The organism is Acidovorax sp. GW821-FHT11A03 (assembly GCF_058809075.1).
Genome location: NZ_JBXASG010000010.1, coordinates 143,128 through 168,969, shown reverse-complemented (window position 1 = coordinate 168,969; position 25,842 = coordinate 143,128). Strand labels below are relative to the sequence as shown.

Annotated in this window: 29 protein-coding genes and 1 tRNA gene; 25 read left to right on the top strand and 5 right to left on the bottom strand. The window is 61.0% G+C overall.

The window, feature by feature from the left end:
* Nucleotides 1-160: 160 nt before the first annotated feature.
* The 22 genes from AC1RVY_RS23490 to AC1RVY_RS23385 all read left to right on the top strand — a co-directional run bounded on the left by AC1RVY_RS23490 (nucleotide 161) and on the right by AC1RVY_RS23385 (nucleotide 18,244).
* A complete protein-coding gene (locus AC1RVY_RS23490; RefSeq protein WP_492808464.1) occupies nucleotides 161-355 on the top strand; it encodes a hypothetical protein in 195 nt (64 codons plus the stop codon).
* 41 nt (nucleotides 356-396) lie between these two features.
* Nucleotides 397-681, top strand: coding sequence for a hypothetical protein (locus tag AC1RVY_RS23485; protein ID WP_492808462.1), 285 nt, complete (start codon nucleotides 397-399; stop codon nucleotides 679-681).
* Entirely contained in the window at nucleotides 678-1,946 is a 1,269-nt protein-coding gene (locus tag AC1RVY_RS23480; RefSeq protein WP_492808460.1) for a PBSX family phage terminase large subunit, read from the top strand. Before AC1RVY_RS23485 ends, AC1RVY_RS23480 begins: the two co-directional genes overlap by 4 nt.
* A gap of 36 nt (nucleotides 1,947-1,982) precedes the next feature.
* Nucleotides 1,983-4,253 carry a portal protein gene (locus AC1RVY_RS23475; protein WP_492808458.1) on the top strand — a complete coding sequence of 757 codons (2,271 nt, stop codon included), beginning with the start codon at nucleotides 1,983-1,985 and terminating at the stop codon, nucleotides 4,251-4,253.
* A complete protein-coding gene (locus AC1RVY_RS23470; RefSeq protein WP_492808456.1) occupies nucleotides 4,250-4,552 on the top strand; it encodes a hypothetical protein in 303 nt (100 codons plus the stop codon). The genes AC1RVY_RS23475 and AC1RVY_RS23470 overlap by 4 nt, the downstream gene beginning before the upstream one ends.
* Nucleotides 4,553-4,791: 239 nt before the next feature.
* Complete coding sequence (locus AC1RVY_RS23465; RefSeq protein ID WP_492808454.1) at nucleotides 4,792-5,736, top strand: hypothetical protein; 945 nt, start codon at nucleotides 4,792-4,794, stop codon at nucleotides 5,734-5,736.
* A gap of 42 nt (nucleotides 5,737-5,778) precedes the next feature.
* The gene (locus AC1RVY_RS23460) at nucleotides 5,779-6,699 is read left to right on the top strand and encodes a DUF5309 domain-containing protein (RefSeq protein ID WP_492808453.1); all 921 of its coding nucleotides are present in this window, start codon (nucleotides 5,779-5,781) and stop codon (nucleotides 6,697-6,699) included.
* Between the two features lie 42 nt (nucleotides 6,700-6,741).
* On the top strand, nucleotides 6,742-7,173 hold the full coding sequence (locus AC1RVY_RS23455; RefSeq protein ID WP_492808452.1) for a hypothetical protein: 432 nt from the start codon (nucleotides 6,742-6,744) through the stop codon (nucleotides 7,171-7,173).
* A gap of 55 nt (nucleotides 7,174-7,228) precedes the next feature.
* Nucleotides 7,229-7,543, top strand: a complete 315-nt coding sequence (locus AC1RVY_RS23450; protein WP_492808450.1) for a hypothetical protein — start codon at nucleotides 7,229-7,231, stop codon at nucleotides 7,541-7,543.
* Complete coding sequence (locus AC1RVY_RS23445; RefSeq protein WP_492808448.1) at nucleotides 7,543-7,854, top strand: hypothetical protein; 312 nt, start codon at nucleotides 7,543-7,545, stop codon at nucleotides 7,852-7,854. Before AC1RVY_RS23450 ends, AC1RVY_RS23445 begins: the two co-directional genes overlap by 1 nt.
* The gene (locus tag AC1RVY_RS23440) at nucleotides 7,851-8,468 is read left to right on the top strand and encodes a phage adaptor protein (RefSeq protein WP_492808447.1); all 618 of its coding nucleotides are present in this window, start codon (nucleotides 7,851-7,853) and stop codon (nucleotides 8,466-8,468) included. Before AC1RVY_RS23445 ends, AC1RVY_RS23440 begins: the two co-directional genes overlap by 4 nt.
* Before the next feature lie 9 nt (nucleotides 8,469-8,477).
* Nucleotides 8,478-9,191, top strand: coding sequence for a hypothetical protein (locus tag AC1RVY_RS23435; RefSeq protein WP_492808445.1), 714 nt, complete (start codon nucleotides 8,478-8,480; stop codon nucleotides 9,189-9,191).
* A 10-nt stretch (nucleotides 9,192-9,201) separates the two neighbouring features.
* Nucleotides 9,202-9,639, top strand: a complete 438-nt coding sequence (locus AC1RVY_RS23430) for a hypothetical protein (RefSeq protein ID WP_492808443.1) — start codon at nucleotides 9,202-9,204, stop codon at nucleotides 9,637-9,639.
* The gene (locus AC1RVY_RS23425; protein WP_492808441.1) at nucleotides 9,639-11,411 is read left to right on the top strand and encodes a hypothetical protein; all 1,773 of its coding nucleotides are present in this window, start codon (nucleotides 9,639-9,641) and stop codon (nucleotides 11,409-11,411) included. Before AC1RVY_RS23430 ends, AC1RVY_RS23425 begins: the two co-directional genes overlap by 1 nt.
* Nucleotides 11,412-11,665: 254 nt before the next feature.
* Nucleotides 11,666-12,946 carry a hypothetical protein gene (locus AC1RVY_RS23420; protein WP_492808439.1) on the top strand — a complete coding sequence of 427 codons (1,281 nt, stop codon included), beginning with the start codon at nucleotides 11,666-11,668 and terminating at the stop codon, nucleotides 12,944-12,946.
* Nucleotides 12,946-13,302: a hypothetical protein gene (locus tag AC1RVY_RS23415; protein ID WP_492808437.1), complete on the top strand. Its 357-nt coding sequence runs from the start codon at nucleotides 12,946-12,948 to the stop codon at nucleotides 13,300-13,302. The genes AC1RVY_RS23420 and AC1RVY_RS23415 overlap by 1 nt, the downstream gene beginning before the upstream one ends.
* Complete coding sequence (locus tag AC1RVY_RS23410) at nucleotides 13,303-13,884, top strand: hypothetical protein (protein WP_492808436.1); 582 nt, start codon at nucleotides 13,303-13,305, stop codon at nucleotides 13,882-13,884.
* 1 nt (nucleotide 13,885) lies between these two features.
* Nucleotides 13,886-15,400: a hypothetical protein gene (locus tag AC1RVY_RS23405; protein ID WP_492808434.1), complete on the top strand. Its 1,515-nt coding sequence runs from the start codon at nucleotides 13,886-13,888 to the stop codon at nucleotides 15,398-15,400.
* A 2-nt stretch (nucleotides 15,401-15,402) separates the two neighbouring features.
* Entirely contained in the window at nucleotides 15,403-17,019 is a 1,617-nt protein-coding gene (locus tag AC1RVY_RS23400) for a hypothetical protein (protein ID WP_492808432.1), read from the top strand.
* A 109-nt stretch (nucleotides 17,020-17,128) separates the two neighbouring features.
* Complete coding sequence (locus AC1RVY_RS23395; protein ID WP_492808430.1) at nucleotides 17,129-17,335, top strand: hypothetical protein; 207 nt, start codon at nucleotides 17,129-17,131, stop codon at nucleotides 17,333-17,335.
* Nucleotides 17,325-17,792 (top strand): lysozyme, encoded by a 468-nt coding sequence (locus AC1RVY_RS23390; RefSeq protein WP_492808429.1) that lies wholly within the window; start codon nucleotides 17,325-17,327, stop codon nucleotides 17,790-17,792. The genes AC1RVY_RS23395 and AC1RVY_RS23390 overlap by 11 nt, the downstream gene beginning before the upstream one ends.
* Nucleotides 17,789-18,244: a hypothetical protein gene (locus AC1RVY_RS23385; protein WP_492808428.1), complete on the top strand. Its 456-nt coding sequence runs from the start codon at nucleotides 17,789-17,791 to the stop codon at nucleotides 18,242-18,244. Before AC1RVY_RS23390 ends, AC1RVY_RS23385 begins: the two co-directional genes overlap by 4 nt.
* Here AC1RVY_RS23385 and AC1RVY_RS23380 read toward each other — a convergent pair.
* The 3 genes from AC1RVY_RS23380 to AC1RVY_RS23370 all read right to left on the bottom strand — a co-directional run bounded on the left by AC1RVY_RS23380 (nucleotide 18,234) and on the right by AC1RVY_RS23370 (nucleotide 19,772).
* On the bottom strand, nucleotides 18,234-18,563 hold the full coding sequence (locus AC1RVY_RS23380; protein WP_492808427.1) for a hypothetical protein: 330 nt from the start codon (nucleotides 18,561-18,563) through the stop codon (nucleotides 18,234-18,236). The genes AC1RVY_RS23385 and AC1RVY_RS23380 overlap by 11 nt on opposite strands.
* 26 nt (nucleotides 18,564-18,589) lie before the next feature.
* Complete coding sequence (locus AC1RVY_RS23375) at nucleotides 18,590-19,519, bottom strand: tyrosine-type recombinase/integrase (protein WP_492808426.1); 930 nt, start codon at nucleotides 19,517-19,519, stop codon at nucleotides 18,590-18,592.
* Between the two features lie 168 nt (nucleotides 19,520-19,687).
* A tRNA-Leu gene (locus AC1RVY_RS23370) sits at nucleotides 19,688-19,772 on the bottom strand.
* Between the two features lie 40 nt (nucleotides 19,773-19,812).
* Between AC1RVY_RS23370 and cysM the strand changes: the two genes are divergently transcribed.
* From cysM to AC1RVY_RS23355, 3 genes are all read left to right on the top strand, one after another.
* Nucleotides 19,813-20,715 (top strand): cysteine synthase CysM, encoded by a 903-nt coding sequence (cysM, locus tag AC1RVY_RS23365; protein WP_218293734.1) that lies wholly within the window; start codon nucleotides 19,813-19,815, stop codon nucleotides 20,713-20,715.
* 101 nt (nucleotides 20,716-20,816) lie between these two features.
* Entirely contained in the window at nucleotides 20,817-21,383 is a 567-nt protein-coding gene (locus AC1RVY_RS23360) for an NUDIX domain-containing protein (RefSeq protein WP_218293736.1), read from the top strand.
* Between the two features lie 8 nt (nucleotides 21,384-21,391).
* Nucleotides 21,392-21,619 (top strand): sulfurtransferase TusA family protein, encoded by a 228-nt coding sequence (locus AC1RVY_RS23355; protein ID WP_218293737.1) that lies wholly within the window; start codon nucleotides 21,392-21,394, stop codon nucleotides 21,617-21,619.
* A gap of 259 nt (nucleotides 21,620-21,878) precedes the next feature.
* On the opposite strand, the gene galU is transcribed toward AC1RVY_RS23355, so the two are convergent.
* Nucleotides 21,879-22,766, bottom strand: coding sequence for a UTP--glucose-1-phosphate uridylyltransferase GalU (gene galU / locus AC1RVY_RS23350; RefSeq protein WP_218293738.1), 888 nt, complete (start codon nucleotides 22,764-22,766; stop codon nucleotides 21,879-21,881).
* A gap of 89 nt (nucleotides 22,767-22,855) precedes the next feature.
* On the bottom strand, nucleotides 22,856-25,753 hold the full coding sequence (locus AC1RVY_RS23345) for a valine--tRNA ligase (RefSeq protein WP_492808424.1): 2,898 nt from the start codon (nucleotides 25,751-25,753) through the stop codon (nucleotides 22,856-22,858).
* Between the last annotated feature and the right edge of the window lie 89 nt (nucleotides 25,754-25,842).

The window sequence follows — 25,842 nt, the reverse complement described above, 5'->3', positions numbered from 1 at the left end:
GCGACGCCCGCACCCTCCACCCCGAGAACAGCCGCAACCTGGGCGGTCGGCAAGCGGGAAAACCTGCCGGACCTTCAGCGTCTGCACAGACGCAACCAGGGGAGATGCGAACGGCAACGCCCAGGCACTCGCTAGACCGATGGGCGCTTATGGAAACTACATGACAGCGCAACACCTTCCGGCCAAGCATGTTTGCAGCCAACTGGTACAAGCCGCAGCGCCTTTGATGGGGCACCTGAGGCCGTACATCAAAGAGTTGCGAGAGCGCGGCATGAATTTCACCGCCGATTGCATAGAGCGTGATCTCAAGCTGATGGAAGAGGCAGTGCAAAACGCACGGCATACGGCTGACTAGATGCAACAAGTAATTCGGACAATCCGATAGGAACCCGAGCAATGGAAAAACAAACCAAGAAGAACCTCAAAGGCGCCGCCGCAATGGGCGCTGGCCCTGGTCGGCCCAAAGGCATCCCGAACAAGAACACTGGGCTGATCCGCGAAATGATCGCCAAAGCCTTGGATGAGGCTGGCGGCGTGGATTACTTGGTTGACTGCGCCCGAGACCCTCGCAGCAAGGCCGCCTTCTTGGGGTTGATCGGCAAGGTGATGCCGGTGCAGGTTGAAGCGGATGTGAACGCCAATGTGAACGGCTCGATTGAGGTTCGCTTCGTCAAGCCATGAACGTCGAGTTCCCGGACAAGCTGGCTTTTCTGTTCCAGCCAGCCCGGTACAAGTGCGCCTACGGTGGGCGCGGTTCGGGGAAGTCGTGGGGATTCGCTAGAGCCCTTCTGCTGGAAGGTGCTCAAAAGCCATTGCGGGTGCTGTGTACCCGTGAGGTGCAGAAGTCGCTAGCTGACTCTGTTCACAAGCTCCTGAGCGACCAGATAGACGCCATGGGCCTGTCCAGCTTCTACGAGGTGCAGCAGACGGTCATCCGGGGCAAGAACGGGACGGAATTCACCTTTGCAGGGCTGCAGAGCCACACAGTGGACTCCATCAAGTCCTATGAGGGTGTGGACAGAGTATGGGTAGAAGAAGCCCATGCGGTGAGCAAGACCTCGTGGAATGTGTTGCTCCCCACGATCCGTAAGCCAGGATCAGAGATTTGGGTGACGTTCAATCCGCAGTTGGACACGGACGAAACCTATGTGCGATTCGTGAAGAGCCCGCCGCCTGATTGTGTATCGGTGCTGATGAACTACACGGACAACCCGTGGTTCCCCGATGTGCTGGAAGCTGAGAGAACGCACGCCCAGGCAACGATGAAGCCCGAGGAATATGGGCACATCTGGGAGGGCCGCTGCATGCCCGCCGTGGAAGGGGCGATCTACTTTGATGAAGTGGCCGCAGCAGAGAGCAAAGGCCGCATACGTGAGGTGCCATACGACCCGCTGCTGAAGGTGCATGCGGTGTGGGACTTGGGGTGGAACGACAGCATGTCGATTGTCCTGGTTCAGCGGGCGGCATCTGAACTGCGCGTGGTGGAGTACATCGAGGGATCGCATCGCACCCTGAGCGACTACGCGCAACAGCTCAAAGACATGAAGCTGAACTGGGGCAGTCACTACCTGCCGCACGACGGATTCACCAAGGACTTCAAGACGGGCAAGAGTGCTCAGGAGATCCTCTCCGCGCTTGGGCTGACTGTGCCAGGAGGCACGCAGAACCCCGGCGTGCCACGGATGGACGTGGAGCAGGGCATCAAGTCGGCGCGCGAGGTGTTCCCGCGCATCTATTTCGACAAAGACAAGACGACGCGGCTGGTGGAGTGCCTGAAGCGGTATCGCAGGCACATCAACCAGACGACGAAAGAGCCGGGCCAGCCGCTGCACGACGAGTTCAGCCACGGCGCGGACGCATTCCGCTATCTCGCACTGGTTGCGGACCAGTTGAGCAACGACGAATGGGGCGGAAGCCTGAACTATCCACGGTTGAGCTACGCATAAACACGAAAGGCATCGCTGAGAAGCGACCCGACACACATGGCAAAAATGAGCGAAGACGAGCTGCGCGCGATCACCGATGGTGAGATGCGTCAAGCTGTCGGCTATTGGTCTGGCAAGCTGGCAAACCAGCGATTGAAGGCCATGGCGTACTACCTAGGCGAGGCAAAGCTAGACCTTGCGCCGCCCGAGGTGGATGGCCGCTCGTCCGTGGTGTCGCCCGATGTGCGCAACACTATCGAGTCGATGCTTCCCCAGTTGATGGTGAAGTTCTGCGGCGGTGACACTGTGGTGGAGTTTGAGGCCAACAAGCCCGGCGACGAACCGCAAGCAGAGCAGGCAACGGACTACATCAACCATCTGTTCTACGTGCGCAACCCGGGCGAGCGCATTGCATACAACTGGATGAAAGACGCACTGCTGTCCAAGAACGGCATTGTCAAAGTCTGGTGGGATACGCGCACAGAGGAAACGCGCGAGGAATACATTGGTCTGTCCGACATCGAGTTGGCCCAGCTCATGGACGACGACGAGATCGAAGTCACTGAGCAGAAGTCCTACGAGGACGAGGAAGACCAGGAGCAGCGCGCGAAGGCGATAGAGCAGATGGGCGCACAACTGCAGCATGCCATGCAGGCCGCGCAACAGAATCCGCAGGCGGCCCAGGCAGCGCAGCAGATGCAGGCGCAGATGCAGCAGATTCAATCTGCGCCGCCGAAGATGCTGTACGACGTTGTGTGCAAGCGCTCCAAGGTCGGCGGCAAGGTCAAGGTGGACAACGTTCCGCCAGAAGAGTTTCTGATCTCGCGCAACGCCAAGAGCATTTCTGACGCGACATTCGTTGGTCATCGCGTACTGCGCACTGCGTCCGAGCTCAAGTCCATGGGCTACAAGGACGTTGACAAGCTCACCAGCGACGATGCTGCGGCTGCTCTGAACATGGAGCGCATCGAGCGGCTGTCCTGGGATGACGAGATGGCGTATCTGCAGACGGATACGCAACTGAATCTGGACGACAGCCAGCGCAAAATCTGGGTGACGGAATGCTATCTGCGCTGCGACTATGACGGCGACGGCATCGCTGAATTGCGCAAGGTGGTGAGGGCTGGCAATGAGATCCTGGACAACGAGGTGTGCGATGTGGCGCCGTTCGTCTCCATCACTCCAGTACCGATGCCGCACAAGTTCTTCGGACTGTCGGTGGCCGACCTTGCACTCGAAGGCCAAAAGATCAAGACCAGCATTCTGCGCGGGATGCTGGACAACATGTACCTGCAGATCAATGGCCGGTACTTCGCTGTTGATGGTCAAGTAAACCTTGACGACTTGCTGACCTCTCGCCCAGGCGGCGTCGTTCGGATGAAGGCCCCCAACATGGCGGGCCGACTCGATCAAGGCATGGGCGATCCTCAGATCGGCATGGGCATGATGGAGTACATGACCGGCTATATCGAGGATTCGACCGGCTGGAGCCGCGCCAGTTCCGGCACGGACACGAACGATCTGAACAGCCCGATTTCCGCCACGCAGGCCACGATTGTGACCAACAAGGCGGACATGCGAACCGACCTGATCGCGCGGAACTTCGCTGACGGGTTCCGCGACCTGTTCCGCTTGATGCTCAAGCTGTGCAGCCAGTATCAGTGCAAGGAAGACATTGTCAAGCTGCGCGGCGAATGGGTGCCAGTGAACCCGCGCGACTGGCGCAATGGCTTTGACACAGTGCTGAATGTGGGCCTGGGAACTGGGTCGAAAGACCAGCAGGTCCGCCACCTCATGTTGCTATCTCAGCAGCAGCAATTCGGCCTTCAGGTGGGTACGGCGAACCCCAAGAACGTGTACGAGACACAAAAGGAGCTGTCAAAGGCCCTTGGGTACAAGAATGGAGACAAGTTCTTCACGGACCCATCCCGACAGCCACCGCAGCAGCGCCCAGACCCTGCTCAGATGCAGATGCAGGTTGAGCAGATGAAGGCCCAGCTCAAGGCCAAGACAGACCAAGACCAGATGCAGATGAATGCGCAACTGGAGAAGGCCAAGATGCAGATGCAGGCCGAAGTAGATCGCAACCGCCAGGAAGTCGAAGCCCAGCAGCAGCAGGCCAGGATGACGATGGAGAAGGAGCTGGCGCAGTTCAAGATTCAGGCAGAGATGGAGCGTGATGCCATGCGCGCCCAGATGGAACAGCAAACGGCTTTGGCAATCGCCAGGATCAACGCGGAGAGCAAACTGGACGCTGCGCAGATCACCGCGCAAACCACGCTGAGCGCACAGCAAGAGGCGGCGTCCGACAACGCTGTAGACCAATGACAAAGACCGTCGAGCAGCGAATTTACGAAGGCAACCGCGCCAAGGAAGTATTGGAGAACGAGGTCTTCCAGGCAGTCTTCGGTGACATTGAACAAGAGGTGATCGACCAATGGACAAACAGCCCAGCAAGAGACAGTACCGGAAGAGAACACCTGTGGCAGTACCTAATGCTGCTGCGGAAGGTGAAAACTCACATCACGACAGCGCTGGAGACCGGGAAACTGGCGCAACTGGACCTGCAGCACAAGCAGAGCCTGTACGACAGGATGAAAGCTGGGCTGAGTTTTACGAGCGAGTAAGGCACCTCGCGCATGCAGAACCACGCCTGCGCAACGTATGGCATCCAGCGCCAGGGCAAGCCTTGGTGGTGTGCGCAAACGGAAATATCAACGTGTTTGAGGGCCCCCAGCGTGGGCAACTGAACACCGGGGATTTCATCGAAATCTAGCCGCCGCACAACCGGCATAGACAAGCACCTACGGGTGCTTTTTTGTTGTGTGAACGGGCATCGCAGTGATGCGACCCCAAGGAGAAACCTTTGGACAATCCTTCACCGGAATCCAGCACATCGCCGCTAAACCTTGACGGTGCAGCAGCAGCTTTTGCAGACATCCTGGAACCCCAGGCCCCAGCAAAAGCAACCCCGGAAGCGCCGGAGACGGCCCCCGAGGCGGTCACTCAGGAAGTTCCAGCCCAAGAGGCCACGGATGCTCCTGAGGTTGAGATGGTCGAGATTGACGTAGACGGCTTCAAGGTGTCCTTGCCGAAAGACAAGGCTGAGAAGCTGGAAGCCGAGCGGTTGATGCAGGCTGACTACACCAAGAAGACCATGGCCGCAGCGGACGAGCGCAAAGCCGCTCAAGCCCAGTCGCAAAAAGCGCTGCAAGAGCGACAGGCCTACGCACAAAACCTTTCCCGGATGCAAGCGCAACTGGAAGGGGCGCTGGCCGAACAGAACCAGAACATCAATTGGCAGCAACTGCTTGAGCAAGATCCGCAACAGTACCTGCAGCAAAAGCACCTCTGGGAACAGAGACAAGCCGCACTGCAGCACAACTACGCGGAGCAGCAAAAGATTGCCGCCATACATCAGGCTGAACAAGCCCAGAGGTTCCAGCATCACCTCCAATCGCAACAGCAGGAACTCCTTGCCAAGTTGCCGGAGTGGAAGGACGAATCAAAGGCAAAGGCCGAAAAAGCTGCACTTCGCGAGTACCTGCATAGCCAGGGCTACGACGAGCAGTCTGTGAACAACGTAGCTGACGCCAAGGCGATCGTGCTGGCACGCAAAGCCATGCTTTACGACCAGTTGATCTCCAAAGCCCAGGTGGCGACAAAGAAGGTGGCAACGCTTCCTTCCAAGGTCGAGCGCCCGGGTACTGGCGCGAATCCATCGCTGGACAAGCGGTCGGGCGCATTCCAGCGTCTCTCAAAGTCCGGCAGCGTGGATGACGCCGCAGCAGTGTTCGCATCCCTTCTTTGATCACCAATTTCTAACGCCGAGAGGCGCTGAAAGGAAACGGCAATGTCCGCACCATCTGGAACGTTCCTCACCACTGCCGCCATCGGCAACCGTGAAGACCTGACCGACACCATCTACCGCATCTCGCCCACTCAGACCCCAACGCTGAACATGGCGAGCAAGTCGAAGGCGACCAACACTCTGCATGAGTGGCAAACCCAGGAACTCGCGTCGGCCGCCGACAACGCGCAGGCCGAAGGCGACAACGCGAGTGCAAAGACCGTGACCCCCACGGTTCGCCTGAACAACCGCACGCAAATCTCCACCAAGACGGTGATCGTGTCCGGCACCCAGCAAGCGATGAACCCTGCTGGCCGCAAAGACGAACTGGCCTATCAACTCGCCCTGGCTTCTGCGGAAATCAAGCGCGACATGGAACTGGGCCTGACCCAGAACGATGTGCTTGCTACATCTCCACGCAAGTCGCGCGGCCTTCGTGGCTGGGTGGTGGACAACGTGAGCAACAACGGCGGCACCCTGGCCTCGTACACCGCGAACACCGGCTATACGGCAGGCACCCAGCGTGCGTTCACCGAAGCCCAGGTCAAGGATGTGCTGCAGAAGTGCTACACGGCGGGCGGCGAGCCCGACATGTTGATGCTTTCGCCTTCCGCAAAGCAGACGTTCTCGGGCTTCACCGGCAACGCAACCCGCTTCGACAAGAGCGAAGACGCCAAGCTGTACGCCTCGGTGGACTACTACGTGTCGGACTTCGGCACCCTGCAAGCGGTGCCCAACCGCTTCATGGCCGCACGTGATGTGTTTCTGCTGCAATCCGACAAGCTGGCCGTCGCCTACCTGCGTCCGTTCCAGACCGTGGAACTGGCGAAGACCGGCGACGCCGAGCAGCGCGAAATCATCGTGGAATACACGCTGGAATGCCGCGCTCCCAAGGCCCACGGCGCTGTCTACGACATCCTGTGATAACGGCGGGCCCTCGGGCCTGCCCCTCAGAAAGGAAACATCATGGGTGTGCAACTCAAGCAAAACGACGACGGCTCCGTAGGGATGGTCGGTGATGCCACTGGCGGCAAGGGAGGTTTCATCACCGCCCCGCTGGCCTACATCGCGACGACAGCAGACGGATCGTTCTGGACGGCGGACCGCGCCTATGTGGTGCAAGGCATCCGTGGGCGCGTGGACGTTGCGGGGACTGGCGGTGCATGCACTGCGGTCATTCGCAAGGTCCCATCTGGCACGGCTGGTACGTCCGGCACCGCCTTGCATTCGGGCTCATTCAACCTGGTTGGAACCGCAAGTGCCAACCAGTCGTTGACTCTGTCCACCACGGACGGCGCACTGCTGATCGCTGCTGGCGATTCGCTGTACTACGACCTGACGGGCACGGCGACTTCGGCGGTTGGCAACATCACCGTCACGCTGGCCCCGGCCAACTAAAAGCGGGGCTTCGGCCCCTTCTTTCTCTCACCGCTGCGAAGCGTCGGAGTTTTCTATGTCCCAAACATATGGCGGCGGGTTCCTCACCGTCACGGCTGCTGGCTTCAGCGCCGCGACCAGCGGTTCCTCTGCATCGACGGCCATTCCCAATGCATCCGATGGCAACAAGCCTCGCTACATCCGCGTAGCCGGTCGGAACGAGTGCTATGTGAAGCTGGGCACCTCGGGCGTTGCCGCGACCACGAATGACATTCTGGTTCAGCCAGCCGACTCGGTGATTCTTGCCGTTCCCAACGGCATCACGCACATCGCCTACATCCAGGGCACTGCGGCAGGTCAGGTCAACGTTATCCCGCTGGAGAACACCTGATGCGGACGGTGATTGACGGCCTGGGCGGCGTCAAGTCGGTGATCCAGTTGAACACCGATGGATCGTTGACCACCGGGACCGTGCAGGACTGCACGCCGATCCTCGAATACGCCAAGGCCAGACAGAACGAGGGCCATACGGGGTCCAGCGACATGAAGTTCGCTGCCTCGATCCCTCATGTGGTCATCGAGGAATATTGCAAGCGCAACAACATCGGCTTTGACGAGTGTATTCAGAGCCAGGAGCACAGCAGGCGGCTCTTGAATGACCCGTCCCTAGCTGGTTTTCGCATCTGGAAGGGCCGGGTATGAGCCTGACCACCTATGCCGGTCTGAAGTCATCCGTTGCCGCGTGGCTCAAGCGCTCAGACCTGACGGCGATCATTCCTGACCTGATCGTACTGGGCGAAGCGCGGATCGCTCGCGATCTCAGACTGCGTCGCCAGATCGTCTCCGCAGACCTGACGCTTATGCCCAATGTGCAGGGCGTTGACCTGCCTGCGGACTGGCTGGAGTTCGAGAACGTCACGCTCAATGGCGATCCTCCGCGCCAACTGACCTACGTGAACATCGAACACCTGGACAGCAAGTACCCAAGTTCATGGACGGGCATGCCAGCGGTCTACACGCTGGAAGGCAATCAGATCCTGTTCGGCCCCACACCAGACGCTGCGTACACGGCAGGCGTCTTCTATTACGGCAAGTTGCCCGCCCTTTCCGCCGATGCTGACACGAATTGGTTGTTGACCAATCACCCATCCATCTATCTGTTCGCGACGCTCGCCGAAGCAGAGACCTACGCCTTCAACGACAACCGCGCTGGCATGTGGGAGGCGAAGTACGCAAAGGACATGAACGACCTGCAGACGGCAGACGACGCGGCCATGTTCAGCGGCACCGCATTGCGCGTGCGGACCATCAACTAGGGGCTACTGATGACCGTAGAAACCGCAACATCTATCAGCCAGTTGGACGCGACGCTCCCCACTTCTGGCGACCCTAAGTCAGAGGGCGACAACCATCTTCGCCTCATCAAATTAGTCCTGAAGACGCAGTTCCCAAACTTCGGAACGGCGGCAATGACCGCATCTGTCGCAGAGCTTAACTATGTTGTTGGCGTCACCTCCGGTATTCAGGCCCAGCTCAATACGCTCACTGCGGCAAAAGCGGCCAAGTCTGGAGACACCTACACAGGCACGCATGACTTCACTGCGGCCACGCTCAACGCAGCAACACCTGCGGCCAGCGACAACAGCAACAAAGTCGCCACTACCGCCTGGGCGACGGCCCTATCGTTTGCATCCGCACTTCCTGGGCAACTCAACAAAGCGGGCCGCTTCCCGCAGACGGACGGGACCGTTGCTACATGGCAGGGCATCTGGGGCCCAGTCAACGCGATCAGCACCAATACAGCCGCAGTGGCGGGCAACAGCTATGTGTTCCTCGCATCGCTGACGTTGACGCTGCCTGCGTCCCCCAACCCCGGAGACACGATACCGCGCGTCATCGACTACGGCGGCACAGGTTCGTGTGTTGTCGGCCGCAACGGGCAGCCAATCATGGGCCTTGCGCAAGACATGAATGTCGATTCCACCGCGCCTTTCGGCATGTTGTACGCAGACGCCACGCGCGGCTGGGTGATCGTTTAAGGGGATTGAAATGAGCGCACTTTCTGACTTCATCGCGGGGTCCGCCAAGATCTGGGCGTCCGGCATAACCTATAAAAACGGGCAAATCCTGCTGGACCCAACGGACAACATGCAGTCGTATGTCCGAGTCACCGCCGCAGGGTCTGGGGCGACCGCCCCTTCTGCGGACAGCACGAACTACAAGCCTTTCGGCGCGCGGGCGATCAAATCGATACAGAGTGGGGCTGTTGCCATTGCAACCGGCGCTTCTTCAGGAACCGCAATCATAAATGCGGTCAATGTAAACAAATCCACCATTACGCATCTTGGTGGCATGGGGTTGAACAGCACGGCAACAGAAGCCTACATACCTCGTCTATTTTTGAGTAATTCAACCACGGTGCTATCCACTGTTCCGGCTACATCGGGCGGGATTATTGTCAATTATCAAGTCGTCGAGTACTACTGATGCCCATTGTCAAGATCCCCGATTGCGGCAAGGGGGTGAACCTAGACCTCAGCCCGGAAGAACTCCAAACAGGGATGTGGTCGAGTTGCACAAACATGCGGTTCATGAACGGCTATGCGCAGCGGTTTAACGGCATGGCTCGGATCTTCGACCCCGTTACACACGCCCCCCACTATCTGATCTCCTATCAGACGCCTACAAAGCGTTTTTTCATCTCGGCAGGGAATGAAAAGGTCTATGCGGATGATGGCACCACCAGGACCGAGATAACGCGCCTTGCTGAGCTTGGATTGGCCTCCGTTCTCAGAACGACTTCGGCACTGGCGACGGTTACCACATCTGTAGGTCACGGACTCTCCACGGGGAATACTGTCTCGACATATAACTTTGTCCCAACGGCATACAACAACGACGCGGCGGTAATCACCGTCACCAGCCCAACCACATTCACTTATGCGCTGACTGTGGATCCGGTGACAAATCCAACAACGATGGGGCGCGTCATCGCCCAAGGCGCGGTGCCTAACAATTATTCCGGCACACGCGATGACCGGTGGTCTGGCGGGGTGCTTGGTGGTGTTCTCGTACTCAATAACCCGGCTGCCGCGCCGCAATTCTGGTCAGGAGATGCAAAGAAACTGCGCGCTCTGACTGGTTGGTCTACCGCATGGCGCGCCGACTTTATGGTGCCGTTCAAGAACTACCTTGTGGCTTTTGGCATATCGAAATCTGGCGTCAAAAACCCGCACATGATGAAGTGGTCTGCGGCTGCAGTTCCTGGGTCTGTGCCGGATTCGTGGGACGCCACAAATACAAAGCTGGACGCTGGCGAAGTAGACATTGCCGAAACCTCCGATTTGCTGATTGACGCTTTCCCACTGGGCGATGCTTTGATTGTCTATAAAGAGCGATCCATGTATGCGGTCCGGCTGGTCGGTCAGCCGTTCATCTTTCAGGTACAAAGAATCCCAGGCGATTCCGGGATGCTGTTCCGTGGATGCGGGGCCAGCACCCCTTTAGGTCACGTGGTGCTGACAAACGGCGATGTGGTGCTGAACACCGGGCAGGGTGTGCAATCTATCGCCGACGGATGGGTGCGGCGCTACATCTTCAACAACATCGACGCGACGAACTACAAGCGAGCGTTTGTCACCACGAACCCGCAGAGAAACGAAGTCCTGATCTGCTTCCCATTCACTGGATCGTCGAACTGCGATCAAGCGGCGGTATGGAACTGGAAGGACAAGACATGGGGCCTTCGCAATCTGAACAACGCCACATTTGGCGCCGTGGGACTTGTGGACAGCTCTGCATCCACTACTTGGGCGTCCGATAGCGAGACATGGGCGATTGACGCCACGACATGGAACGAGGAGCCCTATTCCGCGAACGAAGGGCGGCTGCTCTTTTCTGAAACGTCGCGAATCTCGATCTTCGACGTATCGAGCAGTGATGACGGCGTGACATCTCTCGTTGGGTCACTGGAAAGAACTGGAATGTGGCTGGATGACGCGCAGATCAACAAACTGCTCCAGGGCATCTACCCGCGCATCGACGCCCCATCGGGTGCAGAGGTAACCATCCAGTTCGGCTCGGCCATGGCGCCGGATACGCCAGCGGTATGGAGTGACTCCATGACATTCGTATGCGGCCAGGACTTCAAGGCCAATGGCTTCGCGCAAGGGCGGTATTTGGCCCTGAGACTGACCTGTGCCGCCCCATGGCGGATGCGGGCGCTCGATATCGACGTCACCAATACAGGGTACTACTGATGTCCCAGTACACACCGTCCGTGGTCCCCAGCGACCCCGCACAGATCCCCGCTTTCCTTCAACAAGAGCTGTACCGCATTCAACGCGCGTGGATGGAGGCGGACCCGTTTCATGTTCTCACCCCATTGCATGTGGCTCCGGCAAAGCTCTTTGACGGCCTTGAAGTCCTTGCAGACGGAGTCGATTGGAACCCGGGCGCAGGGCCTGGGCGGTATTTCTATCAGAACAACGCTTGGCACTTCATGGGGTGAAAAATGGCCGACTACTATCAAAACCTTCTCAATGCGAACTTTGCATCCGACTACCAGACCCCGGACTGGCTGCGCAACTCCGGTCTGATGCTGGATCAGACTCAGGGTTCGGTGAACGACTTCTTCGCGTCGAACCCTCAGTACGCGCAGGACTGGCAGAACATCACTTCGGGGGGTAAGTCGCAGTTCGCCACCGATGGATCTTCCCTGGTGAAGTCGAACCTGAACCAGATGCCCACGGACATTGCGAATTACTACCGCACCAACACCGATGAGCTTCTGGCAAACGAGGGGTTCAACCACGACCCCACGCTGGCCTACATGAACTACCACGGCGGGCCAGCGTCCATCGGGGCAAACAACAAGACGATGAACATTTCGTCTTACCTGCAGAACAACAAGTGGACGCCGCAGGGTATCGTCGCTAACAACAACATTCTTCAGTACGGCAACACGCCGTTTGGCGCTGGGTCTTCTTCGCTCAACGGTGGCGGCCAAGGCGGCACGTTCAGCACCAAGCCCATGCAAGTTGGCGGTCAGGCTGGCGGGCAAATGGGCGGCGGCATGTCGGGGCCATCTGGTGGTTATTCGGGCGGCTCATACAGCGGTGGCTCCAGCTTCAACGCCGCACAGAACCCGTTCCTGCAGCAGCAGATGGACATGCTGACCAAGACAGCCACCGACAATTGGCAGCGCCAAATAGTTCCACAGATTTCGTCTGGGGCGCAACTCGCTGGTGGGTACGGCGGCTCTCGCCAAGGCGTGCTTGAGGCGAACTCAGCAAACGACATCGGCATGCAGATCGCCAACGGACTGGCGGGGCTTGCTGGGAACGCCTACAGCACGGGCCTGCAATACGACCTTGGATTGCAGAACAACCAACTGGGCTGGGGGAATCTCGGCCTGGGGCAGCAGTCACTCGACCGACAGATCAACAACGACAACAACCAGTGGAACCTCACCGGTGCGCAACTGGGCATGCAGCTGCAAGACCGCCAGTTGCAGCAAAACGCCATGGGACTGGCGAACGGATCGCAGATCAACAACAACGCCTACAACAACCTCAGCCAGTTCGGCAACCTCTACAACTCCATCGGCCAGGGCTACACATCACAAAGCGGCGGAGGCGGCGGGAATCCGTTGATGGGCGCATTGGGCGGTATGCAGCTTGGAAACCAAGTCGGCAACTGGTGGAACAGCAACAACTCCCAACCATACAACCCAGCCACGGCGGGACAAATGGCCTCTTCACTGAACGCCAATGGCTATTGGTCCGGCATCTGATGCACTACACCCCCGCAACCATCCCGCCAGAGGCCGTTGCAGCACTTGCACCGGCCTTTGTGCATTCTGACGTGGCAAACGTCGATGACTGGATCGAGCGGTGCCGGAACGACCAAGCCCAACTGTGGCGCCTCAACGATTACTGGCTGATTTCTGAAGTGCAAGACACCAAAAACGGCCTGGCTGTGCATCTCGCCTACTCCGCAGGCGTCTATGAGCCCGGGCTTGTGGATGAGGTCAACGCCTGGGCTAAGTCTCTCGGCTGTGTCCGCTCTTACTTCTCGGGCCGTCCGGGGTGCCAACGGCGCCGCAAGGACTATCGCCTGCGTTACATCACCATGGAAAAGGATCTCTAAATGCCATCAGCAATTGCACCAATCGCAGGGGCCGTCGTCGGCGGGCTCATGGGCGGCGGCGATAGCGGCGGCCAACAAGTCTCCAAAGACCCCTGGGGGCCTGCGCAAAAACCGCTGACCAACACGCTCGACCGCTCCCAGCAGCTGGAGGAATACCTGCGGCTGAACCCGTATAACAGCCTGCAGATGACGGGATACCAGAACACGTTTGGCGACCTCGACGCATTCCGTGGGCAGAACAACGGGCTGATGCAGTTTGCCAATCGTCTGATGGGCACGAACTACCAGCGCGGCATGCCATCGCAACCCGCTGGTCTGCTGGCCCAGACACAGGCACAGCCGCAGCAACAAGGCACGGGTCTGTTGTCGCCCAACATCTTCTCCATCCCGCAGGGCGCTCAATACGGTCTGGTGGATGCTGCACGCTTCCAGAATGAACTGAACCCATGGACGGCGACAAACGGCATCAAGGCCCCAGTCAAGCCAGAGCCCACCGACGAGGAAAAAGAGCGCCAGCGCCGGGAGGAAGAGATGCGCCGCGCCATGCAGCAGGGCGAGTATTACCGTGGTGAAGGAGCCTAACATGGCAGGACTACTCGACTTCAACAACCCGGAAACGCGGATGGGCATCGGCCTGCTGGCGCTTTCTCAGCAGCCTCGCGCGCAGGGTTTCCAGGGGCTCATGGGGCTGCTGTCGCAAGAAAACGCGGCACGCCAGCAGGAAATGCAGCGTCAGGTCATGCAATCGCAGATCGCCGAAAACACCTCGCAGGCCAAGATGCGCGAGCAACAACTCGCCATGGCGCAGCAGAAGCAGAACATGCTCAACGGCCTGTTTGGCAGCGCTGGTGGCGGTTCTCCGCTTTCCGGCGTAACGACTGGCGGCGGCATCAATGTACCGTCCGGCGGCTCGTCCGGTGCGGGCATCGAAAACCTCACGCTGAGCCAAGTTGCGGCCCTAAAAGCTAACGGTATTGATGTCGCCGACTTGTGGAAGTTCGGCAAGGAAGGAATCAAGCGCGAGGCCGGGAACTACTACGAAGACATGAACGGCGGCACGAAGTACCTTCCCAAGTTGGACAACGGTATGGCTGTGTCGAATGGTCAGGTCATTGCAGCACCTGGGTACTCGCAGGCCAATGCTGGGATCAAAGGTGCAGAGGCTGGAGCGGTAGAGGCCGCGAAGTTCCCCTACGCCGTTGGTCAGGATTCCGCTCGACAGAACTTAGCTGCGAATCTGGATGTGCAGACGGTGTACAACCCGCAGACCGGACGACAGGAACTGGTCCCACGTGCGCAAGTCGTCCGCCCACAGCCGCAGTACACAGGGGCAGGCTACAACGGTGGTTCTGCTGCCGCCGCTGCGCAAGGGCAACTGCAGATCATGCAGAGCGAATTGAACAAGCTCCCAGCCAACCACCCCGACCGCCCCGCCATCATGCGCGAGATGGAGCGCCTTGGTGGTGGAGCTTCGCAGTCTGGCAACTTCGCCGCAGGCCCGAGCGCTGCCGAGGCTGCGGCGAACAAGGCCGCAGAGACGCGGGCAGTGAACACCGCTGCTGCTGATGTCGTACGCGACACCGGGCGCCAATCGGAAAACAAACTTGCCAGCAAGCTGACAACCGGCGTGGACCGCGCACTCGAGCTGCTGCAGCAAGGCCCCACATCAAGCGTCGTTGGGAACCTCGCGGACAAGGGAATGGGCGCGTTTGGCGTGTCCACAAAGGGCGGCGAGACTGCGGCCCAGCTCGAGGCGCTGTCTGGCTGGCTCGTCTCCAACGTGCCCCGTATGGAAGGCCCGCAGTCCAACATCGATGTGCAGAACTACCAGACGATGGCCGGTCGTATCGGGGACCGCAATCTCCCCATCGGCACGCGCAAGGCTGCAGCAGAAGAAGTGAAGCGACTCCAATCCAAATATGCCGGGCTGAACGGTGGACAGGGAGGTGCAACGGGGAGTTGGGAAGATGGCAAGCCATCTGCGAACCTGCTGCCGTCACTCCCAACCGCCAATGCATCCAACAGGGGGAAAGTCGCCATCAATAGGGAAACCGGAGAACGCATGCGCTCCAACGGCATGCAGTGGGTGAAGGAATAACCATGGCATGGGAAATCGTAGATGACACCCCGCGGGGCAAATGGGAGATTCAGGACGACACGCCCGCGCCCACGGCGACGCGCATGCAAAAGTTCGGGCGCGGCCTGCGCGACCCAATCGACGGCGGGGCTCAGCTTCTGACCAACATGCTTCCCAGTGGGCTGGTGCAAGCTGGGAACGCGGCCAACAACTGGCTCGCCGACAAAACCGGGCTGGTCGGGCGCTTGCCAGAGGGCGGGGTGGACCAGCAGGTGCGTGAGAGCGAAGCCGCATACCAAGCCACACGGGGTCCCGATGCTGGCATTGATGGCTACCGCATCCTAGGCAACGTGGTCAACCCGGCAAATCTGGCGCTTGCTGCCAAGCTCCCAGCAGCCGCCTCGCTGGCCGGTCGGATTGGCGTAGGGGCTGCCGGTGGCGCCGCCTCCAGTCTGATGAACCCCGTGGCGAACGGCGACTACACCACCGAAAAGCTAAAGCAGATGGCTATCGGCACGGCTGGCGGCGCTGCTGTGCCCGCTATTGCTGGTGCTGTAGGCCGCGTTATCAGCCCGAATGCTTCGCGCAATGCTGGTCTGCAAGCCCTGCGCGAGGAGGGTGTGAACCCCACAGTGGGCCAGTCGCTGGGCGGCGCATGGAACCGCGCCGAAGAAAAGCTGATGAGCCTGCCAATCATGGGCGACATGATCGCGCGCGCCCGTGGCAGCGCACTGGACGACTTCAACAACGCCGCCATCAACCGTGCCACGGCTCCGATTGGCACCAAGGTGCAGGGCACAGGTCAGCAGGCGGTTGCAGAGGCCGGGGACGCACTCTCCAGTGCCTATAACGCCGCGCGCAACAAGCTGGGCAACTTCGCCATTGACAAGCAGGGATCGCAGGAAATCGGCGCAGTCATGCAGATGGCGAACGCTCTACCCAAGAGAGAGCAAGCCGCGTTCAATGCCGTGGTCGAGAAAATCCGTGGGGACATTTCGCCAAACGGCACCGTAACATCCGAAGTGTTCAAGCGTATCGATAGCACATTGGGCAAAGAAGCCGCCAAATTTTCCGGCGCGCCTGACGCCTATCAGCAGCAATTGGGCACAGCGTTCCAGGAATTGCAGCGCATCGTTGCCGAAAACGCCAAGCGCGCCAATCCAGAAGCCGCTGCCATGTTCAAAGCAGCGGACAAAGGATGGGCAAATCTGGTGCGAGTCGAAGGCGCGGCCAAGTCCGGGATGAACAACGGCGGGGTGTTCACGCCTGCGCAGTTGCAGATGGCCGTCCGGCAAGCAGACCAGAGTGTGCGAGATCGCGCCACATCGCGCGGCACTGCGCTACTGCAAGACCTATCGGGTCCTGCTCAGTCAATCCTGGGCAACAAGGTGCCCAACAGCGCTACCGCCGACCGCCTGATGCTGGGGGCTGGTGGTCTTGGCGCAGGGTTCATCAACCCGGCAATCCCTGCGGGGTTGTTGGGTGGAGCGGCCCTATACACGGCTCCGATGCAGCGCCTGCTTGGCGCGGCGGTAGCCTCGCGCCCAGGCTCTGCCGAGGCTGTACGCCAATCGCTGCTCCAGGCATCGCCCGGTCTCATTCCTGCGGGCGCTCAAGTGGGCCTGGGCCTTCTTGAATAGCCATGAATAAATCGGTAGAACCGCGCCGACAGCAGCGGCCCGGACTATCTCGTCAGTTGTCAACGCCCGCTCCTAGCGGGCTTTTTTACGCCCGCCACAAGATTATCCAATGAATACGACACAAAGCACAGCAGAGGGAGCTGCAGCAATGGCAACGAAAGCAGCACCACCAGCCGCCGTATCAATTGCATCACTCGCCGGTTATCCGGTGTCAGAGCTTGTCCTGTGGGCGACTCTGGTCTACACGGTCCTCATGATCGGGCACAAGGTGTTCCAGATCTGGCGGGACGTCAAGGGGGCCGGGCATGGCGACTAGGGGCCAGCTAGCAGCCCGCATCGGTGGCGGGGCGCTGGCCCTTGCGCTGCCAATCATTGCGCACTTCGAAGGCACGGTGTACCGCACATACCGCGACCCCATCGGAATCATCACGAGTTGCACAGGGCACACCGGGCCGGAACTGCGCATGGGCCAGACGTTCACCAAGGCGGAATGCGATGCCCAGTTGATGGGTGACCTGCTGAAACACGCCGAAGCCATTGATTGCGTGAAGCGCCCTATGACTGACGGCCAGAAAGCTGCATTCCTGTCGTTTGCGTTCAACGTGGGCAACGGGGCTTTCTGCGGCTCCACACTGGCGCGCAAGGCCAATGCTGGCGATATGGCCGGGGCCTGTGCCGAGCTGTCCCGCTGGACTTACGCAGGGGGCAAAGAACTTCCAGGGCTGGTGCGTCGTCGGGCAGCAGAGCGGGCGGTTTGCGAGGGGAAATCATGATCTACACCTACGCCGCAACAGCCATTGTTGCCGTCGCAGTCGGCTTCGCTGGCGGCTGGAAAACGCAGGGCTGGCGGCTTGATACCCAAATTTCGGACATCAAAACACAGTACGCAGAAGCCTCCGCATCATCCGCCAAATCGGCGTTGAAACTCACAGAACATTACCGGGAGAATGCTGATGCAGCAGTCAGAAAAGCCGAAGCTCGCACGGCTCAAAACAAGCGCGATGCTGACAGCCTGCGCGATCAGCTTGATGGGCTGCGGGGCGACCTTGCCTCAGTGCCCGACAGAATCCGCGACGCTTCCCGCGAGGCCGTCGATCAGTATGCCACTGCCGCCAGTGTCGTATTCGATCAGTGCGTCCGAAGATATAGCGAGATGGCGGGCGCAGCTCAAGGCCACGCCTCTGATGTCGAAACCTTGAGGGGCGCGTGGCCTGTCAGGCCATAGCCCTTCCAATTTCAGCGGCTGCGCGGGTTATGGCGCGGCGGGTGGCGGCGCATGGGTCATTGTCGTGTTCAAGCGCGCTAACAGATCCAAAGCTTGGAAGACTTGGATGGCCGTGGCTTCTGCAAGCCTCAACACCCGGGCGCTGAAACACAATATCGATTTCCAGCTTCACCGCCAGCCGCAGAGCATCGCCGTCGTCTACGATGGGATTCCATATTTCAGGAACGGCATTTGATTCGATATTTGGGCCAGCATCGACCCAGAAAAAATCCAGCCCCGCAGCCTTCGCCGCCAGCTCCAGCATTTCACGGTCTGTCATGGTCAATCCTTTGTGATGCGCGGCCATCACAGCCGCGCTGAAATCTGCTCCGGTGTTTCTCTGAAATAACGCTTCATCAGGATGTTCAAATCCTTGTGGCGCGAGATACGGGCAAGGGTCAGTACATCCATTTTGCGCGACAGAAGCGTCAAAGCGGTGGCCCGGGCGTCATGGAAGGTCAACCCTTTTATGAGCAGTTCTGCGCACAACCGGCTGAATAGTGCCGATCCCTCGTTTGCGCCAACGGTAAAAACTGGCAGGGACTCCAGCAGCTTGCGCGCCCGAGTGACAACCGGCACCACCACGGCGCGGCGCTCCCCCTTGCTCACTGGCAGCACCAGCACTTTGCGCGCCGGGTCATAGCGGCAGGTCAGCACCTCCTGCATGCGCAAGCCAGTGTGCAGGGCAATCCTGAACGCCGCTTGCATCTGCGCTGTCTTGCCTGACCGTGGCGCCCTGAGCAGCCGTCGAATTTGCTTCCACCCCCAAAGCGTCTCGCGCGCGGGGTTTTCTTCCGGTAGGCGAACGCCATCAAACGGCGAAGCGTCAAGCCATCTCCATTCCTTGTGTGCGAGCTTGAACATGTTGCGAAACAAGTTCACCTCTCGCAGAACTGTGGACCCGCTCACCGTCTTGAGCCGGGCATCCCGCCAATCTCCGATGGCTTCGCTGGTGATATCTGCCAGGATCACATCCCCGAAGTGGGCCTTGAACGCGGCAAACCTTCGCTCTTCCCAATGCTCGGCGGACACCTTTCCAACAGAGACCGTCTTCAAATACTTTTCGCATGCCTCTGCCAATGTGTGGCCGCGTTGCACTCCAGCATCAATCTCGGCCTCTACCCGATTGGCCCAGGCAATCGCCTCGCGCTTGGTCGGCCAGACAGCCGATTTGCGCACCCCTTTGCGGGCCACCTGTGCCCGCCATCGGTCCCCATGTGGCTTGATAGATGCCATGCGTAGTTCCCCATGATGCGTAAATTTATGGGGAGACTGTAGCAATATTCGGCAGAGAAAAGCAAAAACGGCGGCTTCCGTGGTGAGATGGAAGCCGCCGTAAGTGCTTGATCTGATTGAAAAAATCGGCAATTAACGGGAACGTTGAAGAACCAGAAAAATAACCGATGGTGCCCGGGGCCGGAATCGAACCGGCACGCCTTGCGGCGGGGGATTTTGAGTCCCCTGCGTCTACCAATTTCACCACCCGGGCTGGAATTCGTGAAGCCGCAAATTATGGCACAGTAGGGCGCATGAAATATCCGACGATTGAAGACGCGGTGGGCAACACGCCGCTGGTGGCGCTGCAGCGCATTGGGGCCCAGGACAACGCGGCGCGGGGCAATGTGGTGCTGGGCAAGCTGGAGGGCAACAACCCCGCGGGGTCGGTGAAGGACAGGCCCGCCCTGTCGATGATCCGGCGCGCGGAGGAGCGGGGCGACATCCGGCCTGGGGACACGCTGATCGAGGCCACGTCGGGCAACACCGGCATCGCCCTGGCGATGGCGGCCGCCATCAAGGGCTACCGCATGGTGCTGGTGATGCCGGAAGACCTCTCCATCGAGCGCGCGCAGACCATGAAGGCCTTTGGCGCGGAGCTAGTGCTCACGCCCAAGAGCGGTGGAATGGAGCATGCGCGCGACCTCGCCGAGGCCATGCAAAAGCGCGGCGAGGGCAAGGTGCTGGACCAGTTCGCCAACCAGGACAACCCGCGCATCCACTACGAAACCACGGGCCCCGAGATCTGGGAGCAGACCGGCGGGCGCATCACGCACTTCGTGAGCGCCATGGGCACCACGGGCACCATCACCGGGGTGTCGCGCTTCCTCAAGGAGAAGAACCCGGCCATCCAGATCATCGGCGCGCAGCCCGAGGAAGGCTCGCGCATTCCCGGCATCCGCAAGTGGCCGCAGGAGTACCTGCCCAAGATCTATGACGCGAGCACGGTGGATGAGCTGGTGTATGTGAGCCAGGACAATGCCGAGGACATGTGCCGCCGTCTGGCGCGAGAAGAGGGCATCTTCGCGGGCATCTCGGCGGCGGGGGCCTGCTGGGTGGCGCAGCAGATCGCGGCGCGCGACAGCCATGCCACCATCGTCTTCGTGGTGTGCGACCGGGGCGACCGCTACCTGTCGACGGGGGTGTTCCCCGCCTGAGGACGAAAGGCAGCGAAGGCGACCCCTTCACCTTCCTTGAAATGAAAATGGGCCGTCTGCGCTGGATAGGAAAGCGCCGATAGCTATCAAAATAAGAGCATATGCACTACGAAACCCGCTACTGCACCCACTGCGGCACCGCGCTGCAGCCGATCACGCTGGCCGAGGACGGTGGCGACAAGGAGCGCCTGCGCTGCCCCGCCTGCGGCTGGACGCACTGGAACAATCCCACGCCCGTGCTGGCCGCGATCGTGGAGGTGAATGGCAAGGTGCTGCTGGCCCGCAACGCGGCCTGGCCCGCGAAGATGTTTGCGCTGATCACGGGCTTCATGGAGGCCGGGGAGTCGCCGCAGGAAGGCATCGCGCGCGAGGTCAAGGAGGAAACCAACCTCGACGTGCGCTCCACCACGCTGGTGGGGGCCTACGAGTTTCTGCGCATGAACCAGATCATCATTGCCTACCATGTGGTGGCCGAGGGTGAGGTGCGGCTGTCGCCCGAGCTCGTGGACCACCGGTTCTACGACCTGCACGAACTCAGGTGCTGGCCCGCCGGCACGGGCTATGCGCTGGCGGACTGGCTGCGCACGCGAGGGCATGAACCGGTGTTTTTCACGGCAGAGGAGAACGAAGAGCGCCGCCGGGGGCTCAACCTGCCGCCAAAGGATTGATGAAGACCATGGACATCCACAAAGAAATCGATACCCGGGGCTTGAACTGCCCCCTGCCCATCCTCAAGGCCAAGAAGGCACTGGCGGACATGGCCAGTGGCCAGCTGCTCAAGGTGGTGTCCACCGATGGCGGCTCGCTGCGCGACTTTCAGGCCTTTGCCAAACAGACGGGCAACGAGCTGGTGGAGCAGCAGACGATGGGCGAGGAGTACATCCACGTCCTGCGCAGAAGGTAGTTAAATAGAAGCGAAACCCTGACGAGGTGGTGCGCCTTGCCCTCTGCCGCCACTGTGCGAGGGGCGCGTGCGCAGCCTGGGCAAACCGGGCCCCCGGGCTCGGCAGGCGATGCGGCGCCGGAATTCGCCTGGTTTCTGCTGGCGCCTGGCGCAGGCCGCAGCAGTGCCTCAAGGCAAAAAATCCTCCACAGCCCTGGTGGGCTGCCGGAGGATTTTTTTTCTGGTCATGCAGCCGCGCAGATCGCGGTGCAGGCGCTGCCTACAGGCTCAGGCCCTTCAGGTATTCCCGGAACGACGCGCCCACCTGAGGGTGCTGCAGGGCCAGTTCCACCGTGGCTTCCAGAAAGCCTTCCTTGCTGCCGCAGTCATAACGCTTGCCCTGGTACTGGAAGGCGTACACGGCCTCGCTCTGCATCAGGCGCGCGATGCCGTCGGTGAGCTGGATCTCGCCACCCACGCCGCGCGGCTGGTTGCGGATCTCGTCGAACACGCCGGGGGTGAGGATGTAGCGGCCGGCCACGCCCATGCGGGAAGGTGCGACGTCGGCCTTGGGCTTCTCGACGATGCGGTCGATGCGGATCAGCGGACCGCCTGCGGGCTCGCCGGCCACGATGCCGTATTTGTGCACCTGGTCTTCCGGTACTTCCTGCACGGCGATGACCGAGCGGCCCTGCTGGCGGAAGGCGGTGGCCATCTGGGCCAGCACGGGTGGGCCGCCCTGGGGGCCCACCATCAGGTCGTCGGCCAGCAGCACGGCAAACGGCTCCTTGCCCACCAGCGGCTCGGCGCACAGCACGGCATGGCCCAGGCCCAGCGAGCGGGGTTGGCGCACGAAGGCGCAGTCCATGTCGTCGGGCTGGATGGAACGCACCAGCGCCAGCAGTTCCTTCTTGCCGGCGGCTTCCAGCTCGGCCTCCAGCTCGTAGGCGGTGTCGAAGTGGTCTTCGATGGCGCGCTTGCTGCGGCCGGTCACGAAGATCATGTGGCGGATGCCGGCGGCGTAGGCCTCTTCGACGGCGTACTGGATCAGCGGCTTGTCCACCACGGGCAGCATTTCCTTGGGGCTGGCCTTGGTGGCGGGCAGGAACCGGGTGCCCAGGCCCGCGACGGGGAATACGGCTTTGCGGACGGTGGTGGCAACAGTCATGGAATTCCTTTTGGGGATAGGTAATCGGGTCGGATGGAGCCCCGCCGCCAGGGCGGGGCCCGTTGCGCCACGCAGTATGGCGGCTGTTTTCAGCCCAGGCGTGTCAGTTGATCGCGCAATCTGCCCAGCGTGGTGCCGAAATCCGCCACCCGTTTTTTCTCCTGGTCGATCACGGCGGGTGGCGCCTTGGCCACGAAGGCTTCGTTGGACAGCTTGCCGTTGGCCTTGGTGATCTCACCCTCGATGCGGCTGATTTCCTTGGACAGGCGGGCCTTCTCGGCGGCCACGTCGATTTCCATGTGCAGGCACATGCGCGCCTCGCCCACCATGGCCACGGGCGCGGCCTGCGCGGCGGCGGCCCAGGCGGCCTCGTCGTCGAACACCTTGACCTCGCTGAGCTTGGCCAGGGCCTGCAGCACCGGCGCCACGCCGCGCATGAAGTCCGTGTCGCCCACGGTGTACAGCGGCAGGCGGGTCGAGGGCGAGACGTTCATCTCGCCGCGCAGCGTGCGGCAGGCATCCACCAGGCCCTTGACGCGCTCCATGTGCGCAATGGCGGCCTCGTCGATCTTGCTCGGCTGCGCCTCGGGGTAGCGGGCGATGCTGACCGATTCGCCTTGGAGCCCCGCCACGGGCGCCACGGTTTGCCACAGGGCTTCGGTGATGAACGGGATGATGGGGTGGGCCAGGCGCAGGATGGCTTCCAGCGTTCGGATCAGGGTGCGGCGCGTGGCGCGCTGCTCGGCCTCGGTGCCGGTCTGGATCTGCACCTTGGCGATCTCCAGGTACCAGTCGCAGAACTCGTTCCAGACGAAGTCATAGATCGTGTTGGCCACGTTGTCCAGCCGGTACTCGGCAAATCCCTTGGCGACTTCGGCCTCGGTCTTTTGCAGCAGCGACGCTATCCAGCGGTCGGCCTGGCTGAAGGCCATGTAGCCGTGGGCGGGGCCGCCGGGCTGGCATTCTTCCTTGGTGTGTTCTTTCAGGCCGCAGTCCTGGCCCTCGCAGTTCATCAGCACGAAGCGGCTGGCGTTCCAGAGCTTGTTGCAGAAGTTGCGGTAGCCCTCGCAGCGCTTGCTGTCGAAGTTGATGCTGCGCCCCAGGCTGGCCAGCGCCGCGAAAGTGAAGCGCAGCGCGTCGGCACCGTAGGCGGGGATGCCTTCGGGGAATTCCTTTTGCGTGTTCTTGCGCACCGTGGGCGCGGTCTCGGGCTTGCGCAGGCCGGTGGTGCGCTTGTCGAGCAGCGGCTCCAGCGCGATGCCGTCGATCAGGTCCACCGGATCGAGCACGTTGCCTTCGGACTTGGACATCTTCTTGCCCTGCGCGTCGCGCACCAGGCCGTGGATGTACACGTGCCTGAACGGCACGCGGCCCGTGAAGTGCGTGGTCATCATGATCATCCGGGCGACCCAGAAGAAGATGATGTCGTAGCCCGTCACCAGCACGGTGCTGGGCAGGTACAGGTTGAAGTCGTCGGTGGGGCTGTCGCCCTGTTCAGGCCAGCCCATGGTGCTGAAGGGCACGAGCGCGGACGAGTACCAGGTGTCGAGCACGTCCTCGTCGCGGCGCAGCAGCTTGCCCGGGGCCTTGGCCTGGGCCTCGGCTTCGCTGCGGGCCACGATCACGTTGCCGTCCTCGTCGTACCAGGCCGGGATCTGGTGGCCCCACCACAGCTGGCGGCTGATGCACCAGTCCTGGATGTTGTTCATCCACTGGTTGTAGGTGTTCACCCAGTTCTCGGGCACGAACGTCACCTCGCCCGTGGCCACCGCGTCGATGGCCTTTTGCGCGATGCTCTTGCCCGTGGGGTCCTGGTCGCTCACCTTGCTCATGGCCACGAACCACTGGTCGGTCAGCATGGGTTCGATCACCTGGCCGGTGCGGGTGCAGATGGGCACCATGAGCTTGTGTTTCTTCACCTCGACCAGCGCGCCCGTGGCTTCCAGGTCGGCCACCACGGCCTTGCGGGCCACGAAGCGGTCCATGCCCCGGTACTTGGCGGGTGCGTTGTCGTTGATGGTGGCCTGCAGCGTCAGCACCACGATCATGGGCAGCTTGTGGCGCTGGCCCACGGCGTAGTCGTTCTGGTCGTGCGCGGGGGTGACCTTCACCACGCCCGTGCCGAACTCCTTGTCCACGTAGTCGTCGGCAATCACCGGGATCTGGCGGTCGCACAGCGGCAGGTTCACCATCTTGCCGATGAGGTGCGTGTAGCGTGCGTCTTCAGGGTGCACCATCAGGGCCACGTCGCCCAGCATGGTCTCGGGCCGGGTGGTGGCCACCGTGAGGCTGCCCGAGCCATCGGCCAGCGGGTAGGCGATGTGCCACAGCGAGCCGTCTTTTTCCTCGCTCTCAACCTCCAGGTCGGACACGGCGGACTGCAGCTTCGGGTCCCAGTTCACCAGGCGCTTGCCGCGGTAGATCAGGCCCTGCTCGTACAGCTTCACGAAGGTGTCGGTGACCACGGTGGACAGCTTGTCGTCCATGGTGAAGTACTCGCGGCTCCAGTCCACGCTGTCGCCCATGCGGCGCATCTGCGTGGTGATGGTGTTGCCGCTCTTTTCCTTCCACTCCCACACCTTGCTCACGAAGTTCTTGCGCGCCTCGGGCGGGGTGGGGCCCATGTCGTAGCGGCTGATGCCCTGCTCCTGCAGCTGGCGCTCGACCACGATCTGCGTGGCGATGCCCGCGTGGTCGGTGCCCGGCACCCACACCGTGTTGAAGCCACGCATGCGGTGGTAGCGCGTGAGGCTGTCCATGATGGTCTGGTTGAACGCATGGCCCATGTGCAGCGTGCCCGTCACGTTGGGGGGCGGCAGCTGGATGGAGAAAGCCGGCTCGCCGGCTTGCGCCGCGCCCGTGCCTCTGAATCCCGCGACGCCATAGCCGCGGCGTTCCCATTCGGGTCCCCAGTGGGCTTCCAGGGCGGCGGGTTCAAAAGACTTGGACAGGCTGTCGAGGCCGGGTTGTGGTTGGGGCGAGCTCATGGGATTTGGCAGAAGGAAGAGGCGGGCACGGGGCGCGCCTCCACGGACAAGAAGTGGACCGGGCATTTTACGGGAGTGCTGGCGGGCTC